The 18,036-nt window shown below is 62.9% G+C and carries 24 protein-coding genes; all 24 read right to left on the bottom strand.

All coding sequences use genetic code 11. From position 1 onward, the window contains the following. Positions 1-255: 255 nt before the first annotated feature. Positions 256-624 carry a hypothetical protein gene (locus tag DKB74_RS18630; protein WP_145960981.1) on the bottom strand — a complete coding sequence of 123 codons (369 nt, stop codon included), beginning with the start codon at positions 622-624 and terminating at the stop codon, positions 256-258. Beyond that, positions 624-1,013, bottom strand: a complete 390-nt coding sequence (locus tag DKB74_RS12065) for a DUF6232 family protein (RefSeq protein ID WP_109808420.1) — start codon at positions 1,011-1,013, stop codon at positions 624-626. Before DKB74_RS12065 ends, DKB74_RS18630 begins: the two co-directional genes overlap by 1 nt. 41 nt (positions 1,014-1,054) lie before the next feature. Beyond that, entirely contained in the window at positions 1,055-1,393 is a 339-nt protein-coding gene (locus DKB74_RS12060) for a hypothetical protein (protein ID WP_239987492.1), read from the bottom strand. A gap of 89 nt (positions 1,394-1,482) precedes the next feature. Continuing rightward, positions 1,483-1,899, bottom strand: a complete 417-nt coding sequence (locus DKB74_RS12055) for a hypothetical protein (protein WP_109808418.1) — start codon at positions 1,897-1,899, stop codon at positions 1,483-1,485. Between the two features lie 113 nt (positions 1,900-2,012). Continuing rightward, positions 2,013-2,462: a hypothetical protein gene (locus DKB74_RS12050; protein ID WP_109808417.1), complete on the bottom strand. Its 450-nt coding sequence runs from the start codon at positions 2,460-2,462 to the stop codon at positions 2,013-2,015. A gap of 65 nt (positions 2,463-2,527) precedes the next feature. Further along, entirely contained in the window at positions 2,528-2,728 is a 201-nt protein-coding gene (locus DKB74_RS12045; RefSeq protein ID WP_145960980.1) for a hypothetical protein, read from the bottom strand. A gap of 8 nt (positions 2,729-2,736) precedes the next feature. Continuing rightward, the gene (locus DKB74_RS12040; protein WP_109808415.1) at positions 2,737-3,147 is read right to left on the bottom strand and encodes a hypothetical protein; all 411 of its coding nucleotides are present in this window, start codon (positions 3,145-3,147) and stop codon (positions 2,737-2,739) included. Beyond that, positions 3,144-3,686, bottom strand: coding sequence for an HK97-gp10 family putative phage morphogenesis protein (locus tag DKB74_RS12035; protein WP_109808414.1), 543 nt, complete (start codon positions 3,684-3,686; stop codon positions 3,144-3,146). Before DKB74_RS12035 ends, DKB74_RS12040 begins: the two co-directional genes overlap by 4 nt. Further along, on the bottom strand, positions 3,686-4,075 hold the full coding sequence (locus DKB74_RS12030; protein ID WP_109808799.1) for a head-tail adaptor protein: 390 nt from the start codon (positions 4,073-4,075) through the stop codon (positions 3,686-3,688). The genes DKB74_RS12035 and DKB74_RS12030 overlap by 1 nt, the downstream gene beginning before the upstream one ends. Before the next feature lie 5 nt (positions 4,076-4,080). Next, positions 4,081-4,665, bottom strand: coding sequence for a head-tail connector protein (locus tag DKB74_RS12025; RefSeq protein ID WP_109808413.1), 585 nt, complete (start codon positions 4,663-4,665; stop codon positions 4,081-4,083). Beyond that, a complete protein-coding gene (locus DKB74_RS18945; protein ID WP_193504449.1) occupies positions 4,666-4,863 on the bottom strand; it encodes a hypothetical protein in 198 nt (65 codons plus the stop codon). Between the two features lie 105 nt (positions 4,864-4,968). Beyond that, complete coding sequence (locus DKB74_RS12015; protein WP_205007875.1) at positions 4,969-5,397, bottom strand: hypothetical protein; 429 nt, start codon at positions 5,395-5,397, stop codon at positions 4,969-4,971. Between the two features lie 71 nt (positions 5,398-5,468). Next, a complete protein-coding gene (locus DKB74_RS12010) occupies positions 5,469-6,884 on the bottom strand; it encodes a phage major capsid protein (protein ID WP_205007874.1) in 1,416 nt (471 codons plus the stop codon). A 100-nt stretch (positions 6,885-6,984) separates the two neighbouring features. Further along, on the bottom strand, positions 6,985-7,875 hold the full coding sequence (locus DKB74_RS12005; RefSeq protein WP_109808412.1) for a S49 family peptidase: 891 nt from the start codon (positions 7,873-7,875) through the stop codon (positions 6,985-6,987). Continuing rightward, positions 7,872-9,155 carry a phage portal protein gene (locus DKB74_RS12000; protein ID WP_109808411.1) on the bottom strand — a complete coding sequence of 428 codons (1,284 nt, stop codon included), beginning with the start codon at positions 9,153-9,155 and terminating at the stop codon, positions 7,872-7,874. The genes DKB74_RS12005 and DKB74_RS12000 overlap by 4 nt, the downstream gene beginning before the upstream one ends. After that, positions 9,155-10,885 carry a terminase large subunit gene (locus DKB74_RS11995; RefSeq protein WP_109808410.1) on the bottom strand — a complete coding sequence of 577 codons (1,731 nt, stop codon included), beginning with the start codon at positions 10,883-10,885 and terminating at the stop codon, positions 9,155-9,157. Before DKB74_RS11995 ends, DKB74_RS12000 begins: the two co-directional genes overlap by 1 nt. Position 10,886: 1 nt before the next feature. Beyond that, on the bottom strand, positions 10,887-11,522 hold the full coding sequence (locus DKB74_RS11990) for a P27 family phage terminase small subunit (protein ID WP_161956857.1): 636 nt from the start codon (positions 11,520-11,522) through the stop codon (positions 10,887-10,889). Between the two features lie 669 nt (positions 11,523-12,191). Beyond that, positions 12,192-12,644 (bottom strand): hypothetical protein, encoded by a 453-nt coding sequence (locus tag DKB74_RS11980; RefSeq protein ID WP_145960978.1) that lies wholly within the window; start codon positions 12,642-12,644, stop codon positions 12,192-12,194. 293 nt (positions 12,645-12,937) lie between these two features. Then, positions 12,938-14,491 (bottom strand): DNA primase family protein, encoded by a 1,554-nt coding sequence (locus DKB74_RS11975; protein ID WP_161956856.1) that lies wholly within the window; start codon positions 14,489-14,491, stop codon positions 12,938-12,940. Continuing rightward, positions 14,484-15,218, bottom strand: a complete 735-nt coding sequence (locus DKB74_RS11970) for a DUF2312 domain-containing protein (protein WP_109808405.1) — start codon at positions 15,216-15,218, stop codon at positions 14,484-14,486. The genes DKB74_RS11975 and DKB74_RS11970 overlap by 8 nt, the downstream gene beginning before the upstream one ends. Then, complete coding sequence (locus DKB74_RS11965) at positions 15,215-15,484, bottom strand: hypothetical protein (protein ID WP_109808404.1); 270 nt, start codon at positions 15,482-15,484, stop codon at positions 15,215-15,217. Before DKB74_RS11965 ends, DKB74_RS11970 begins: the two co-directional genes overlap by 4 nt. Beyond that, the gene (locus DKB74_RS11960; protein ID WP_109808796.1) at positions 15,481-16,743 is read right to left on the bottom strand and encodes a CHC2 zinc finger domain-containing protein; all 1,263 of its coding nucleotides are present in this window, start codon (positions 16,741-16,743) and stop codon (positions 15,481-15,483) included. Before DKB74_RS11960 ends, DKB74_RS11965 begins: the two co-directional genes overlap by 4 nt. A gap of 67 nt (positions 16,744-16,810) precedes the next feature. Continuing rightward, positions 16,811-17,527, bottom strand: coding sequence for a methyltransferase (locus DKB74_RS11955; protein WP_109808403.1), 717 nt, complete (start codon positions 17,525-17,527; stop codon positions 16,811-16,813). A 188-nt stretch (positions 17,528-17,715) separates the two neighbouring features. After that, positions 17,716-18,027, bottom strand: coding sequence for a hypothetical protein (locus tag DKB74_RS11945; RefSeq protein WP_145960977.1), 312 nt, complete (start codon positions 18,025-18,027; stop codon positions 17,716-17,718). Positions 18,028-18,036: the final 9 nt, after the last annotated feature.

Raw genomic sequence — 18,036 nt, 5'->3', positions numbered from 1 at the left:
GAAATAGGGAGGGACTCATGTTGAAACTTGCACTTTCGCTCGCAATACTTGCTGTCGGACCTTCAACAATTCAGCCCTGCAACGCCACTTTTGCGAGCACATCTGAACCCTGCTGCAAAATATGCCGACGCGGCAAGGCCTGCGGCAATTCCTGCATCGCCCGCGACCGGACCTGCCGCCAACCGCGCGGATGCGCGTGCAACGGATAGTCTGGCCGATCTTCAGCCGAAAGGCTCCTTGCCTATCGCTCTGGCCTCAAAACCGCGCCGGAGGAAATCCGCTGAAACTCGCAGCATCACACTGCCCGCGGTGATCCATTGCGTTCATTGACCGGGCACTTTTGTGATACCAGCGCCATTCACCGGTCAGGCGATTGATCTCAGTGTAGGCGTCAGTAAAATTAGGTCGGACGGGAAGTTCGCGATAAAGCGTGATTACTCCGCTGGTAACGTTCGCGATCGTGCGCACTTGATGACAATCCCGAACGCACCACTCATTCCGGTCCAGATCGATCCGATACCGCATCGAAACGTCATCCGCCGTGCATACCAGATCAAACTGCCGCACGTCCTGCGCTACAGCTGGCGAGCCCATCAGAAGCGGCAATGATAGCAATTTCCACATCAGCCAGCCCTCGCCATGGCATCTTCAATCTTGGCGCGAAGTTCGGCCATTTCCGATTCATCGGTGGTCACATACGCCTGCGCTTCGCTCGAAGAAGTCATCAGATACAGATGATAATAGGTGGTCGAAAACCTCTTTCGGAACGACCGCCAACCAAGCCAGCCAAGTAGTGCCGCAAAGACGACGACGGCGGTAGCCCCGCCTGCCGATACGTTCCCACCTCCGAATCGACTGATCAAAACTATTGCGGCCAATCCCCACCAGAATATCCACGCCTTGCTGCCGCTCTTCATGGTCGTTCTGGTATCAACCGAGTTAATCTTGTTGATCGCATAGGTTTTGCTGCCAAAGCGCGCAAAATTTTCATCGATCTGCACCTCAGTCATCATCTGGCGACTCACCCAATATAACGGGGAGGCTACATCCAAGATTACCCCAACACCATCCGCAACCGCGCTTCTTCCACTTCGCGTTCGCGCGCCGTCACTTCCGCGCGCCAGGGGGGCGGGCAATTCTCGCTTTCAGCGCGGCGGCCCTCGGCGACATATTCCACCGATAGCTTGCGGATCAGCCGCGCTTCCCACGGCGCCAGCGCGACATGCACATTATGCTGCCACGCCTCGATCTCGCGCCAGCTTAGCGGCACGACGCCCATGCCTGCCGCCTCGGTCAGCCCGATTTCGATCAGGCGATCGATCAGGTGCGGCATCGGATTGGGCGGCATCGAAATCGGCACGCCATCACGCTTCATTGCCTCGGCACGGCTCAACTTCGCGGCCTTGCCCGCCTTGCCGCGCCGCGAATCCTCGTCCGGTTTCGGCGTGGCGTTCAGCCACGCCAGATACCGGACATACAGCGTCAGCTCGCGCCCGACCCGGCTCTGAAGTTTCCCCAGTCACCCACGAACTTGCGAACCTGATTGGCGATGAATCCCAGCGCCGGATCGGCATAGACCGCCTCGAACAGCTCGGCACCTTCTTTGCCCTTGGCGGGCGGATATTCCAGATTTTCGAACCGCACGGTGATCGCCGCCAGATCTTCGGCAGCCTGCTGCAGTCGTTCTTCATGCGGGGCGACCGTCACCTTGCCGTCATTGTCCTGCATGCGCTTCACCGCGCGCGCGGACTGCCGCGCTTCGACGGTGGCATAGGCCTTGCTGCCCGGGCCATAGACGTGAATGCGCACCGGCTTGTCGCCGTCATACAGCGGCTCTCCGGCGGCATTTTTGATGTGAATGGCGGACGTGTCGGCGACCTTGTGCTGCGTGATGTCCATAAAGTTTCCCTTCGCGGAGGTTTGCGTACACCGACCCGCCCCGCACCCGCGAATGCGGGGCGGGCCGATGCCTGTTGACCGGCGGGCGAAACACCCGACGGAATGGTGAATGATTAACTGGCGGCGACCGGCACCACCTTGGTGCAGATTTCGACGGTCGGATTGGCCATCAGCATGCTGTCCTGTCCGTCGACATTTTCGGGCATGCCGAACACGCGCCCTTGAAAATACCGCTTTTCGCCGGTCGGATAGGTGGCGAGGAAGCTGTATAGCGCCGACGTTTCGTTCGCTGCGGCTGTGCGCAGCAGCGTCTGCCCGGCGTCGCTGCCGTCATGGGCAAGCGAAGGCTGCAGCGAACCATAATCGACCGAGCCCTTATGCTTCTGGGTCGGCCCCTTCAGCGGTTTGAATTCGATCTTGTTGAACGATGCCCCGATCGTGCCGAGTTTTTCGATACCGCCGATTGCCGTGTACGTCAGCGCGGCATAGCCGGCTGCGTCTTCGGTCGCGGGATTGCTGGCCGAAATGGCGAGCGTCGTGCCCGCCGAAGTGCTGGAACCCATGTCAGTTTCTCCTGTGTGGCGAGCCGGCGTCGCCGGCGATGGTCAGCCCGTGGGCCGCGCGGAAATCAGTTGGCCTTTGTGGCCGATTCGGTGACAGCAGGCGTTTCAGCGCCAATGCGCTTGACCAGTCCGGCCGCTTCGTAATTGGCAAACACACCTGCCGGCAGCGTCGGGCGCTGTTTCGCCTTATATGCCGTCCCGGTGCCCTCATCGGTGAAATCGCGGATCACAACCGCCTGAACATCTGTCGAATTTGCCATCGTCATCATCCTTTTCAGCTGCCGGATGTCTCGAAACTCACCCGGAAATCCTGCGTCTGTTCAAAGCTGTTGGCCGGGCCGATCAGATCGGGGCCGCACCCCCCATCGGTTACAGACACCCGCGAAAACGACGCCAGATCACCGACGAACCCGGCGCAGGCGTTGCGCACCAGGCCTTCGGCAATGATGGCCCGCTGATCGCGATAGCTGTCCGCGCGCACCGTCACCGAAACCCGTTCGGTCACGCGCACGATCGCGCCCCGCTTCAATTCCTTCCGCTCGATCAGGCTCACCCCGCGCACCAGCAGCGCCGGCAATGCGACGCCATCGGGCAACTGCCCTGCCTTGATCCGGGCGCTCGGCACCTTGGCCGTCACGGCGGTGCTGGCGTTCAGCAGCGCGCCGATGATCGTCACCCCGCTCATTCGCTGTCGCCTTCCGGTTCGGCGTTGCCGATGATACCCGCCCGCGTGACGCGCGCGTTGATATATTGCTGCGCCGCCGCGATCGCCTCAGCCTGCTTCACATCCAGCGCCGGGCGCAGGAACGGATGCGGCCGCGCGCCGGGATGCAGCACGGTGGTTCCGACGAACGCACCGCCGATCACCAGCGAATGACTGCTTCCCTTTTCCTTGGCGAGCCGGTTGATCCGCTGCACGCTGCGGCCCTGCCGCTGACTGTCGTCGACGGTGATGAAGTGCGGCGAGGTGCCATATTCTTCCCACGGCGCCAGATAGGCTCCGTCGCCCTTCACCTGCACCTTGGCGATGATCCGCCCGTCCTTGCTGCGCGTCGAAACCTTGATCGCCGCACGGATTTCGCTCGACAGCGTGCGTTCCTTGGCTTCGTCGGCCACCACCTTCGCCGCGGCGCGACCCGCACCGCGCAGCAGCTTGGTTTCGATCTCCTGCGGCAATCGCGCCATATATGCGCGAACGTCCGAAGCGCCGCGCGACCATGCCATCAGGCCGGATTCCCCGCCGTGCTGTAATCCTCGATCATGAATTCCAGCCCCTCCCGCCAGCCCAGCTCGGCGGGCACGGTGATGATCTGGGCAGTGCGATCGGTGATCCACTCCGGGACGCCACCGCCCTCTGCCGCGACATAGTGACCGATCAACACGCGCATGTTCGCTCGCAACCCGGCACGATAGCGAATGCGAACCCGCGCGGGACGGGTCGCGATGTTTAGGCCATCGGCCAGCTTTTCGCCCCGGCTCGGCAGCAAATCCGTCACATTCGCCCGCACCTCGGCGACCGTATGCCATGCGCCGGATCCCGCCCCATCAAAGCTGGCATCCGCAACCGGCTGTTGCACACGGATAAGATGCCGCAAGGCACCGGCGGCGATCATTCCCATCAGCTATAAACCCGAAACGGATTCAGCAGATTGGAAACGCTGGTCGACATCGGGATGCCACGCGCTTGCACGCTGGCCCCCACCGTCACCGTTTCGCGATTGGCGTATAGGTCGCCCACCATCAGCAGGATCGCCGCACGGATTGGCGCGGGCAGCGTCGTGTATCCGGCATCGTACCGGATGCGCACCGCCTCGCGCCGCGTCGATCCGTCAGACCACGGCCAGGACGAGCCAACCGGGATCAGGTCGCGGCCAAGCAGTTCGAAATCTGCAAGGTCAGCCACCTGCTCTTCGCCGTCAGCGTCCAGATAGGTAACGCTCACCAGTTCGATCGCTGGCGGAAACGGCAACAGGATATGCGACCCGATTTCCGCTCGGTCGAACCGCGCCTCCAGCGTCTGAACGCCAAGCGCGCGACCCAGCCCGCCATCCGGCGCGACAGGGCCATCAACATGCTCGGTCGCGCTGGCGATATAGCCTTCGACAATCGCCTGCTGCGTAACATCGCCGTCCAGCTTCAGATGCGCGTCGGCATCTGCCCAGCTGACCACCGGTTCCGGTGGCGTGACGACGATGACGCGCATTTACTTGGCCTTCGCCTTGGCTGCTGCCGCTTCGGCTTCCGCCTTCGCCTTGGCTTCCTCCTCGGCCTTCGCCTTGGCCGCCGCCGCTTCAGCTTCCGGGTCGAACCTCAGACACCCGGCCTTCACCAGACGCTGGATCTGTTCATCATTGGCGTCCGGGAATTGATCGCCCGGAAAATAACGCTTGCCGTCGCGCACATCGACGCATTCCGCGATTACGGGATATTTCATCGCAAACTCCGTTTCGGGAGGATTGCCGGGGCGGCATCAATCCGCCCCGGCCTGGGAAAACAGTCCGGCTGATCAGGCGGGCGGGTTGGGCGTCGGCGCAAAGCGCGGATCGCCCAGCACGCACAGCGCCGACAGGAAGATGTTGCCCGTGTTGTTGGCCGGTGTGACGGTCAGCCGCGTATATTGCTTGCTGCCGACATAACCGAGCTTGCGCAGCGCATTGTCGTCGGCGAACGTCAGCCCAGCCAGCGCCTCGGTACCGGTCAGTTGTTCATCGGGCACTGCTGCCGCGTCGGACAGATCGGCTTCGTCGCCATGCTCCAGCAGCACAGTCAGCGTTGCATCCGCATCGGCGATCGCACCGGCATTGAGAAAATAGCAGGCCGATTCATAGCCATTGTGATCGACAATCTGGCCGACGACGGCCGTGTTGTCAGTTACCGCCGCCGCAGGCGAAATCACGCGGGCAACGTTCAGGTGATTGGCGATATCGCGCATCATCTTGTTCCTTCGGTTTCAGGAAATGGGGATGCGGGCACGGCGATCACCGTGCCCGCGCTGGGAAATGCGGATCAGGCAGGAACGTCGAGGCCGACGAACGGCGAGACTTCGTAGCCATTTTCTTCCGCGATCGGCGCGGTCAGCCACGGTGCGCCGTCGACATTCCAGAAGATCTTGATCACCGTCTTGTTCTGAGTGAACAAAACGTGCTCGCTCGCCGCCACGAATGGCCCCGATCCATCCTTGATCAGATAATGCGACCAGTCGGCGAGAATCACATCGCCCTTCGCCCCGAGCCCGGGCGATCGATTGTCCCACCGCAACGGATAACCGAGCAGCGTGCCGGCGAAACCATCGCGCGCATTCGGCTGCCAGATCAGATTATTGTTCTCATCCTTCAATTGCGCGATCTGCGGAAGCACGCCCTGCGGCATCGACCACACCGGCGCGCCGCCGCGCATCAGTATCCTGGCGACCATTCCCACGAGATCGGCGTACTGCACCTGGTTAGCGTTAGCCCGGTTGATCCATTTAGTGGCGCCGGCATTGAGCACACCGAGCGGCTTGTGGGAGCCACTTCCACGAAGAAAGGCATATTCTTCCGCTCCGGTCACAGCCTGACGAAGAAGATTCTCGAGGAATGGCCCCGCCGCCTGCCAGTTTCGCAGCAGCTTGTCGGTGACCTTGATATGACCAGCGACTTCCTGCGGTGTGAGGGTGATCTCGCGCAGCGTGGCGTCGGTCTCGGGTTTCTCCTCGCCCTCGCCAATCCAGTCGACCTGAACGCCGCCGTACATGTTCGCGTCGGTGCCGCTCTGATCAAGCGCAGGAATCGTGAAACTCGAATCGGGCGGCGACCCAGCAGGAATCACATTCGCGCGCGGACGGATCATCGCTGCTTGCGGGTCCACGCGCATAATTTCGCTGCGAAACTGTGTCGGCACCATGAACCCGCCCTGCGCATCGTTATCCATGCGCATCTCGGCACTAAGCGTTGCGTCCTCCGCCGCGCCGACACCCTCGACGAAGTTCAGCCGCTGGTCGTTCGGATTGAAGCGAACCGCCGCCATGAACTCGCCGAAGCTCTCGAACTCGCGGCTCGCGCCCGGCCCAGGCGGCGGTGGCGTCGGTCCACTGCCGCGCGACGCGGCGGGAATGATGCGACTGCCAGCGGCTTCGGCTGCACCAAATCCGGAAAGTCGCTCGATACGCTTGTCCAGCGCTGATACCTGCTCGTTCAGTGCATCATAGGCGGTTGCCTCTTCAGCGGTCAGGTCGCGGTCACCATCGTCGGCCGCCGTCGCCAGCATGCCGCGCATCTGATCAACCAGACCGGCGCGCTGCTCGTTCAGCCCCGTCAACCGCGCCTGCGGATTGAAGTTCGGGTGACCATCCGGATCGCGCATATAGCGACCACGGCGCGCTTCGTTGGCAGTCATCGGTCCAAGCGCCGCCATTGCGGCACCCACGAGAAACGTCTTCTTCATCGTGCTTTCTCCTGGCCCGCAGGCCTTCGCGCCGGACAAATCAAACCCCGCCCGAGCCGGCGCTCGAACGGGGCGAAGCGACTTTCGCTTTTGGTATCGGTCAGAGCAGCGCGAGCGCCCGTTCACGACGGGCTCGCGATCCGGATCCCGAGCTTGTGGAGGTGAAGCGCGCCAGCGTCTCCGCCATCGTGCCGATGCGGTCTGCCATCCCCAGCTTCACCGCTTGCGAGGCGGATACCATCCGGCCCTCGCCGAACCCATTGCGCACTGTGTCAGAGGATACGTTGCGCCCTTGCGCCACCCGGTCGACGAACATCGTGTAATATTCATCGACCGTCGATTGGATATGCGCCCGCGCGTCGTCGCTCAGTGGCCCCAGCACGCCTTCGCCCTTATACTTTCCGGCGGAAAAGACTTCGCGTTCGACACCCTGCTTTTCCAGCGCACCGATTATGTTGTCATATGCGGTGCGAACCCCGATCGCCCCCAGCGCTGAACTGGGCGTAGCGACGATTTCATCTGCAGCGCTACCGATCCAATATCCGGCACTGGCCAGGTTGCCGTTCACCTGCACTACCACCGGCTTGCGCCCACGCAGCGAAGCGATCGCGGCAGCCGCTTCCTCCACACCCTGAACATTGCCGCCCGGCGTATCGGCATCAACCACCACCGCCTTGACTGTATCGTCCGCACCAGCACGCTCGATTGCATTGGCAAATGCCTCCGCACTCGTTCCACCGCCGGTCGAGCTGTTCGGCGTCAGGTTGATGCGATTCGAAATCACCCCGCGCAACGGGACGATGGCAACCGATCCTTCGCGTCGCGCCACGGCGGCGGCGGTTTGCGGTGTAATCCGAGCTTCGATTTCAGCGGCATCGAATTTGATGCCGTCCGCCTGCGCCGCCAGCAGATCGATGATCGCGAACAGTTTGCATTCCTCCATCGCCCAATATTCGGACGCGAAGGCGAGCAGGATATGCCGATATTTCATTGCTGCGCTCCATCCCTGGGCATTGTCTGCGTGGTTGCCTGCGGTTCGCGCGCCCGATCCAATGGCGTGAAATTCACCGGAACAAACCGCTTAGCTCCGTTCCCGCCGACACCTTCCATTTCTTCCAGCTCGGCGATTTCGTCGGGAGAGATAGCACCCACTTCAAACAGCGATTTGTAGAAGGCAGCTCGCGCTGCCATGTCGCCGCGCAACAGCGCCTGCATGCTGTGTTTGACGTAAAGCCCCTTTGCGCGCTCCGCTTCGGTGAACAGCTTCCAGTTCATTTCCTGCTCGATCGCCTCCACCCAGGGCGCAATCGTCTGCCGGACAAAACCGATCATCAGCTGCTCGATGCCCGATCCCCAGCTGGTCGACTTTTCGTGGCTCTGCACCAGCACCAGCGGCACATCGTAAATTCGCGCAATCTCGGCGATCTGGAATTCACGGGTCGAAAGAAACTGCGCATCATCAGGGGGAATCGTCGTCGAAACGAACTTCATCCCCTCTTCCAGCACCTTTACACGATGCGCATTGTCCAATCCGCCTTGCCGCTCGATGCGCGAAGCCGGGTTTTCGCCCGCGGCCTTGTCCTTTTGCCCCGCCAGGTTGGTCACTGCCTGCGGACCAAGCCGACCAGGATGCAGCAGAAAACCGCCGCTCTTTGCATCATTGGCAAAGAACTTCGCGCCGAACTTCTCGGTCGCCAGCGCCAATCCCATCGCTTCGCGAGCGAGCGCGACCTGGCTCAGCCCGACATACCCGTCTTGGCTCTGATCCATCAGATGCAGGACGTTGCGATGCTCGATCTCAAACCCTGTGCCATCGATCGTCGTATCGAAAACGATCGCTCCGTCCTTCCGACGCGGCCTGGTGCGATCTGGCAGAAGCGGCCACAACCCAACCGCTTCACCGCGACCATTTCGCTCGATTTCCTGATAGCCGTTACCCCAGCTGAGCGCATGAAGCATCTTGGACTTGGTAACGGTGCGCGCGCTCATATAGTCGTTGGGCCGCAACCGCAGCCGTTCGGACATCGGATGCTGCGTTACCTCCTCACGCTTGCCGCCGACATTCTGATAAATGCGCAACGGAAAGCTCGCGATCGGGTTCGCGATCCGGTTGATGCAAGCATAGACGATCGGCAGATACAGCGCGCTATGCTCGCTGACCGCGACACCAGTATTCGTCGTGCCACCCAAATGACGAACAAACCAGCCCCACGGATTGCTCGCGGCGTCAGACGGCCCGAACCGCGCGGCAATATTCGCGAGCCAGCCCATCAGACTTCGATCTCCATGATGCCACGGCCTTCATAGACCGACGGGCCTTCCTCAACCGTCGACAGCGCGACCGCGATGCACATCACCGCCGCCACGACACCGTCGATCTTCTCGGCGCTCCGCTTCTTGGCGGGAGCGAAATTCAGATTTTCGTCGAACCGCACCACTGCGTTTTTCGCCATCCATCGCAGCACCGGGTGCCATCCATGATTCAGTTGCCCGGCATAGATCAGCCGTTCGAACTCTTTCGTCGGCTCACCTAGCGACGGGATGCCTTGCCGCACCTCCAGCTGCAGCCCGACATCCATGCCTTCGGCTTGCAGATCGGACATCAGCTTTCGCGCATTCCAGGGGTCGAATCCGACACCCAGCAGCTCGAAATCCTCACCAGCCCGGCAAACGCCGCGCATGACGAAATTCTGATCCACATAATCGCCCGGCGTCGTCTCCATCGCACCTTCGGCAACCCATCGATCATAGGGCACGCGATCATTCTTGACGCGCAATGCCATCGTATCTTCCGGCACCCAGAAGCGACAGATCACCGTCCACTGCGTTTCCTCGCCCTCAGGCGGGAACAATAACAACAGCGCAGTCACGTCCTGAGTCGATGAAACGTCGACTGCCGCATAACAGCGACGGCCCTTCATCCGCTCCCAGGCTGTTTTCCAGCCTTTCCGGTCGCTCGAACATTTGTCGTAAGCGGCCATGTTCAGCCAGCGCACGACCGTGTCGACCCATTGGTTCAAATGGTAACATTTGAACTGGGCTTGAGCCCTTGGATTATCAGCCGCAATCGCCGCTTCGCGCCGCAGAAACTGCAGCGTCGGCGACAGTCCCAGCGAAGGATTTGCGACCTTCCAGACTGCCTCGTCATCCCAGGACGCGTCTGGATCTGCCGCAAACACAACGACCAGCGTGGTCGGGTCCGAAATCCGCCCTTCCAGTATCGCCAGACTTTCATCCCACAACGTCACGCCTGTGACATTGGTCTTCAGCCCGGCCGTCGACGCATACAGCTCGATCGGCTGCAAACGCGCGCCGGTTCCCTGCCGCAACGTCGTTTCGACGGTGCGGCTGCGCCACTCGTGCATTTCATCGCCGACGATCACCGTGGGCGACTTGCCGTGCTTTCCTTCCTCGGCGCCCGACAGTAGTTCGAACAGCGCTGCGCAGGGCTTCAGATAGATCGACCGCTTGTGCGTCTGCACTTCGCGCGCCAGCTCGGGCTCCAGCGCGACCATCGCCTTCATCTTGTTGAAGACGGTGAATGCCTGCTTTTCGTCGCGAGCAAATACGAAACCTTGCCCACCGACAACGCCTTCCAGCGCCCAGAACAACAGCGCCAGTGCTGCCAGGAATTCCGACTTCCCGTTTTTGCGCGGCACCCACAACAGCAACCGGCGAAACAACCGGACGTGCAACACTTCCGGCTCGCCCGTTTCCGGGTCCAGCACCTCGACCGGCACCTTCCACCCGATCAGCAGGCGAACAATGATTTCCTGCCACGGCACCAGGCGAAACGGCTTGCCCGCGAACCTGTCCTCGGTCAGCCGAAACACCTTTGGCCATAGCGCGACCACATGATCCGCCTTGGCATGATCGAACCACGCACCGTCGACAGCCCGCGCGCGTTCCCATGCCTTGCGCGCCCAATCGTAAATCTCTTCGTCGGCATGCCGCGCCAACCACGGCGGCAATCCGTCGATCGACCCCGTTTCGGCCGCCATGTCAGTTCAGCGTCGGCGGCTTCGAATCCATCCGATCCAGTGCACCGATAAGGCTCGATTGACCTTCGCCGTCACCGGGCGTTTCCGCTTCCGCATCGGCCTTTTGCTGCGGTTGATGCTCGCGATCGAACAGACCCGGATTTGCCGCGAACGCCACTGCCTGCTCGCGAAACAGCGAATATTCGTCCGATGGCGTCAGGCCAAACCGCTCCGACAGCTTCATCACCATGTCGAACGCTCGGTCGCGGATCGCGACGATCGGTCGCGTGCGCTCCATCCTTCCACCAGCGACCGTCTTCACCGACTGGGTATGTCCATTCTTCTTGATGTCCTCGTTCGCCAGCACCCACTCGGCGAAATAGACACAGAACAGCGCGAACATCGGCCGATGCTGCGGCTGTAGCCGTTGCGTTGATCGCAATCGCGGCGCCAGATCTCGCCAAACCGCAACCGCGGCCTCGGCTCCCTGTTCGATGATCGACGGCGGTGCCAGCGGATCCCCTTGTGCCGGCGCTCGCGCCAGCATCTCCGCGACCCGCTCGGCTTCATCCAGCCGTTTCTGCACGGCCGATCGGCGCCGGCCCGGATTCCCCTTGGCCTGCTGAAGGCCGGGCGCGTCGGGTTTCCTACCCCGCATTTTCCTGCCTCCATAAAAAAACTTCTGCGCAATTTCGCGCCGAAAAATCCGTGGTTCGAGGCCGGTCCACAGCCGACCGGCCCTAGACTTTCGCCCCCCCACCCCCTTGCAGCACAGGTCGACCCAAACGAACCGCAAGCTGGTCGATCGCGCGCTTCCCCTCCGCCTCAACCCGCTGCTTGAAGCCATCGTGGCACCGCGCGCAGGACGAAACCCACCACTCCCTGATCCAGAACACCCCGTCGAATCGGCGATGAGGATACAAGTGATCAACCAGCGTTGCTGCCGTCACTCGTCCAGCAAGCTCGCAATAGCTGCATAAAGGCTCAGCGCTCAGATGATGCCCCCGTGCCGCCTGCCACGCCCTGCCATAGCCTCGCGATGCCGCACTGCCCCGATGCCGCTCCCGCTCTGCCGAAGCTGGCTGCCCAACCGGGCGAAGGGTTCGCGGCTTGGATGGCATGGCTCACAACGCGCATCGGGCGGCCAAGCCGAAGCCAAGCCGCCCGATGCGATAGGTTTGGAGAGGGAACGCAACCGTCACCGACACACGCCAGCGACCAACTTACTTAGAATTACGCCTATTTAGGTCCGGAGGAGAACACCCTTTATTTTGGTCCGGAGGCATTCCGGGGCTTGACGCATTCCGGTTGCAGTTTTCTGCGGCTTTCAGCCCAACCCCCGTTCATTCACCGCCACGGTCAGCGCATGCACCGCCCGCCGATAGCGCATCTTGGCAGCATCCGCGCTCACCGCTTGCCCCAGCTTCTCGGCCACCTTGCGCCACGGCACCCGCTTCTCGCCACGCGCCCGCCAGGTCACGCTCACCACAATGATCCGCCGATCAAGATCAGACGGCACCAGCGGCAACCACCCGAACAGCACCGCCCGCATCCGCTCCAGCTCACCCCGGCTCGGCGGCGTGCGCGGCACTGGCTTGGCGTCGCGCGCATCCCAGTCGCTCCATTCCTTGCGGATCAGATGCCACGGCCCGTCGCTGGCGAACGGCCAGTTGCCCGCCTCGGTGCGCCACTGGATCAACACCGCATCGATCAGCGCCGCCTCGACGTCGTCGTAGCAGACCACCCCTTGAAGCCGAACCTGTTCTGCATTGCTCACCATTTCCAAACCCTCTTATTCAATGACGGACAGACAGACGAAAATCGCAACTTCGCACATGCGCACGCGCCCACCTTAAGGGCTTTGCGCCGCGCGCTGTCCGTTGTCCCCGTTCCATCCGTCATCCTCGCATTTCTGCGGGTTACAGCGACGGACACATGACGGACGGACGGACAGTTGCACTCGCTACAAACCTCGCTTTTCCCTCTTGACCATCACCCGCCTTTCTGCCTCGAAACCGCCGCGCCCCTGAATGACGGAGAGTTGCGGCAAACTGTCCGTCATCTGTCCGTCGCTCACGGCGCGATGCTATCGCCGGGCCAGATATCGTCGCCATCAGACCCAGCCTCGCCGCCGCCCGCATCGTCACGCAGCCGCGCCCCACGGCGCAGCACCTTGCCTCGCCGATCCTTGCCCTTCACGATGATCTGCCTGTCGCCCAGCGCCCGCCCGAACGCGCTGTGGCTCATCACCGCGCGTTCGTCGATTTCCTGCTCCTGGCACCAATCCTTGTAACTGCGGTACAGATCAGCCGCGAGCGTCAGGGCGAGCGGATCGGCCACCACGCAAGCCGCCATCCACTCCGAAAAAGGGTTGGCCGAACGGCGATACTCCTCGATCGCATCCTGCACGTCCTCGGGCTGCTCCAGCCCGTCCCGCAGATACGCCAGCACGCCCTCGACAATCCATGCCAGCACGCCGCTCCCGCCGCCCTCTGCGGCCAGGATGCGGCGATCCATGCCTTTCACGATCGCGCTGCCCTTGAACTGGTGCGGCCACAGCACGATCACGATGCGGCGCCAGATGCCGTCATCGTCGCCGCTGATGCGCGGGCGGCTGTTGCACTCCATCACTACCTTGCCCTGCGGCTCGAATTCCTCTTCCGCGCCATACAGCGCGCGATAGGTGACCGGAGATCCCCCGGTGAACTGCTTCACCCGATCCTCGGCTAGTGCCTTTCCGCGCTTGGGCTCCTGCAGGCTGATCAGCCGCGTATCGCCGACAAACCGGATCAGCTCGGGCGTCGGCCCGCCGGCATCGCTGTCGCGCGTGTCGATAAAGGATTTGACGTTGCCCGAAACGGCATAGCCGCCCAGCATGATGCGCAGCACGTTCATCGCGGTCGATTTGCCGTCGCCGCCCTTGCCCTGCAACAGGATGAATATCTGTTCCAGCGTCAGGCCCGTGGCGCAATATCCCATCAGCTTCTGGAAAAACCAGCGGACATCGTCGTTCGGCAATGCGGTTTTCAGATGCTGCAGCCATTCGGCATTGGGCACCCGCACCTTTTCGTCTTCGATCCATTCGACACTCGCCTTGCGCGTGATCAGGTCCGCCGGATCGTGCAGGCGGAACGAAACGCCCCATTTGCCGTCCCGGTCCTGTCGGAACCGCAGCGTGCCGTTCGCGACATTCAGCGCCAGCGGATCGCTGTCGAAATCCTCGATCGCCCGGTTCAGCACGTCCAGCTTCGATGCCTGTTCCAGCATCGCCTTGGTGCGATTGGCATTGCCCGATTGATTGGCATGCTTCGCCAGCGCCTCGATCCGGCCCTGCAGCATTTCCTCGGTCATGCCTTTGGGCAATTTGCGATTTTCCAGCGCTTCGTTCAGCGCGCGGACTTCCTCGCGCATATGCCGGGCGACTTCCATCGCCTTCAGCGCGGCAAGCCGCTCGCCATCGTCGCGGCTCCACATCCCGTCGCGATAGGCAATCCACCCCCATCCGCGCACATGCAGCAACAATCCGCCAGCATGCGCGACGAACCGGTCGGCATTGCCCTGGTCGTTCAGCTCGTGCCACGCCAGATCCCACGGATCGGGCACGATCACCGGAATCGCGTCACCCATGCCCACCCCCACGCCGCGTCGCCGCGTCCATCGCATTCAGCGTCGCGATCGTGCCCGACAACCGCTTGCGCGCCGCGCTGCGCTTCTCCGCCGCAACATCCTTGCCGGCGAATTTCGCCATCAATCCCTGATCGCGCTCGGACATGCCCGACGGCGCGATACGATCGGCCTCCACCGTCCCGCGATACAGATGAAACGTCGCTTCCCCCGCGCGCATCGCTTCCTCGCCATGTTTAACGCATTTCTCGAACCAGCGGACGGTTACGGCGATCTGCTTGGCGTCGAACCCTTCGTCTTTCGCCATCGCCTTGCGCATCCGCTCCTGCGCGCGCAGCACGGCGATTTCGGCGCGAATATCCAGCAACACCGTGACATGCTCGACCAGCGCGGCGGCGCGGTCTTCATCTTCCAGCCCGACGATATCGGCCGTCAGCATTTCCAGCGCGATCGCCGCCGCATCGGGACGCAACTCGGTAATCCGTCGCTCGACTTCGGCATCGTCCAGACCGCCCATCGCCGCTTCGTACGTCGCCAGCATCGCATCGGCTTCCTCACGATGCTGCGGCTCCATATCCATCCGCGCGACCAGCTTGCGAATCGTCGCGGTGTCGAACCCTTCGGCCCTGGCCTCGCGATAGACATCGCGAATATCGCTCGAAAGTTCGGCGCGCTCGCCCATCAACCGCCGGATGCGATCGACATAGAGGCGCAGGCGATCCGCGCTCATCGGCCATATCCCATGCCGGAAAGCGACTTCGCGACCAGATTCCACACATGCTCGCGCAATCGCGGATGACGTTCGACCCGACCCTCACGTTGCACGTCACTGCGCAGCATCGCGCGCGTCAGCGCCTCTGCGGATCGTCCCCGCATCGTCCGGGCGCGATAATTTCCCAGCTGCTGCGTTCCGCCGACATTGTCGATCGTCATCCGCGCCAGTTCCTGCACATCGCCGGTAACCGCACTCCACAGCTCCACTTTGACGACAATCATCCCAGCCTCGCGCTATCGTTGAAATCCATTCCCATCGGCGGCCGCACCGCGCGCGCATCCGCGCCCCGCGCGCGCCATGCCCGCACGGCCAGCGCGCCGCACAGGCGCGCGCGCTCCGCTGTCGTCATCGTCCGGTGCACCACCGCCCCCCGGCGCCGCTCGATCATCGCAACGCCACGCGGCTTGCCGCTGGCGCGGTCGATCGGCCCGGTCAGCGGCGCCATGTCCGCATCGACCAATATCGTCACCGGCCCCCGATGCGCCCAGGCAACGGCCTGCGGCGCGGGCGGATCGGCAGGACGCGGATCGAACATCGCAATCGCCCCGTCCTTGCCGACCCGCTCCGCCATCCCCTGCAGATTCTGCAGGCTAAGCACCGCGACCCCGGTCACGCCGGCCCCGCCGGCAACCCCGATGCCGCACAATGTCGTCTCGATGCCTTCACCCGCTGCGATCGGCGCGCATTCCGGCATCGCGTCGTGCGTCACGCCCTCTGCGGGCAACAATACGCACCCGCCCGCTGCCGAACCCAGCATCTTGCGCGCCCGCATCGCACTGCCGTCGGCGCGCCGCCGCACCATCTTGGCGTCCAGCGACGGCGCCAGATAGGTGACGTGCAGCCCGATCGGGCGCCACGCCGCGCGCGCGCCGCCCGGCGCCGCGCGCACCAGCGCGACCATCGCCGGCGCCTGCGGCACATCGCCCGCGCTGCGGTCCTCCGGCCATGCCCATATCGGCGCCAGCCCGGCAAAACGTATGTCGCGCAGCCGGTGCGGCGTCAGCACATCGTCGGGCACGCCGCGCGCGCGCAACCAGGTGTAAACCGCATCGAAATCGGGCGCCGAATGCATCCATATCCATCGCGCCATTTCCAGCGAGCTGACCGGCGGGGCACCACTGTCCCGCCGCGACGACGCTGCCTTTTCGCGCACCAACGGCGCCGCAGTCAGCCCGTCGACGCCGCTCGCCGATGCCACCCGGTCGAACGCCTCGCGGAACGGCAGATTATAATAATCCTGCAGGAACCGGATCGCGTCGCCATGCCAGTCGCACCCGTAACAGCGGGCATACCCCTTGCCGGGATCGACCGAAAAACTGTCCGATTTGCTCCCGTGGAACGGGCATTTCCCGCGCGGCTTGCCCCCCCGGCCCAGCTTCACCACCGCACCGACGATCGCGACGATATCCGCTTCGGCACGCACCCGATCGACGCGCGCACGAAAATCACTGTCCTGCTGTCGGCGATCGAACGAAGACACGAAATCCCCCCGCAAATCGGGCTTGATGGTCAGGCTTGAAAGCCGCGGCAGTGATGACGTCAGACGGTCACGGATCGAACATCCCGCCCGGCGGCTGTGCCGCCACCGGATAGGTTGGATAATCCCCTTCCCGCTCCAGTCGTGCGCATGCCGGGGCTATCCATCGTAACCGCGTGTCGGCCATCTCTCCGGCATCGCTTTTCAACCACACTAACCAGACATAGGCGGTAGCGCTGGCGGCCTTGTCGCCAGCTCGCGCGGCAAAGGGATCGACCGCCCCTCTGCGCACCAGTCGGCCCTCCAACATCACGACGCGATCGGTGAACTGCAGCACCCAACTGGGCGGCGTCTCGCGAAACAATGTCCGCCACCGCCCCTCGCCTTCCAGAAAGGCCGATCGCACCAGCATCGCCACGCCCCGCAACGCCACTTGCATCGCGGTGCCGATAAACGCTTCGGCCAGGCGAAACGGCGGATTGGTGATCACCCAATCGACGCTTGGTTCTCCCCCTCCGATCAGCGCGAAATCAAGCAGTTCATGGTCACCGTAGGAATGAACGTCGCTCGCGCGCACGCTGGTGAATGCTTCGCGCATCGGCCGCACCATGTGCATTTCTCCGCACGCCGGTTCCCATGCGCTTGCCGTCGCCAAGTCTTCCCCGATCGACTTCAGAAATTCGATTAAGGCGCGTGTCGCAAACGGTGGCGTCGGGAAATAGTCAAGGCTATCCGGCGCCACGCGGCGGCGCTGCATCACCGCGGTGGATCGATTCTGCCCGCCCATTACCGACGCCTCGGTAGGCGCGGTTCGCGACAGGGCGCGCACCGCCCTTCGATCAGACGCCCGCTATCCTCACCGCATGTTTCGCAAATACCCGGTGATCCGGGGGCGACCGGCTGCCTGGCCGCTTGCATGGCATGCGCCAGATGCTCGGCCTCAATTGCCTGCGCCATATCCACGATATCAACCATCTACGCGGCCCTCGACTGAGGAAGGCGCCATTGGCCCAGCGCGTCGGCCGAAAGGTCGACCGCCGATACTGACGCCGATTCCGCTTCGCGGACGGCGTTTCCTCCCCGATCCGCAATCTCAAGCGCTTCGAGCAATTCCAGTTCGGCCCGCAATTTTGCGATGCGCGCGGGGCGATATCGCGCACGACGCTGTTCCCGCTGAATCAGTTCGCCCAATCGCTCACTCTCTTCGGGGGATAGGGGACGCTGGCGACTCAGTTCGGTAAGCGCCATCATCTCCGCGATCTGATCGGCCTGGGGTTGCTGCCGCATGCCCGCCAC

The organism is Stakelama portus, from assembly GCF_003171655.1.
Taxonomy (GTDB): Bacteria; Pseudomonadota; Alphaproteobacteria; order Sphingomonadales; family Sphingomonadaceae; genus Sphingomonas; species Sphingomonas portus.
This window is presented reverse-complemented; position numbering and strand designations above follow the sequence as displayed.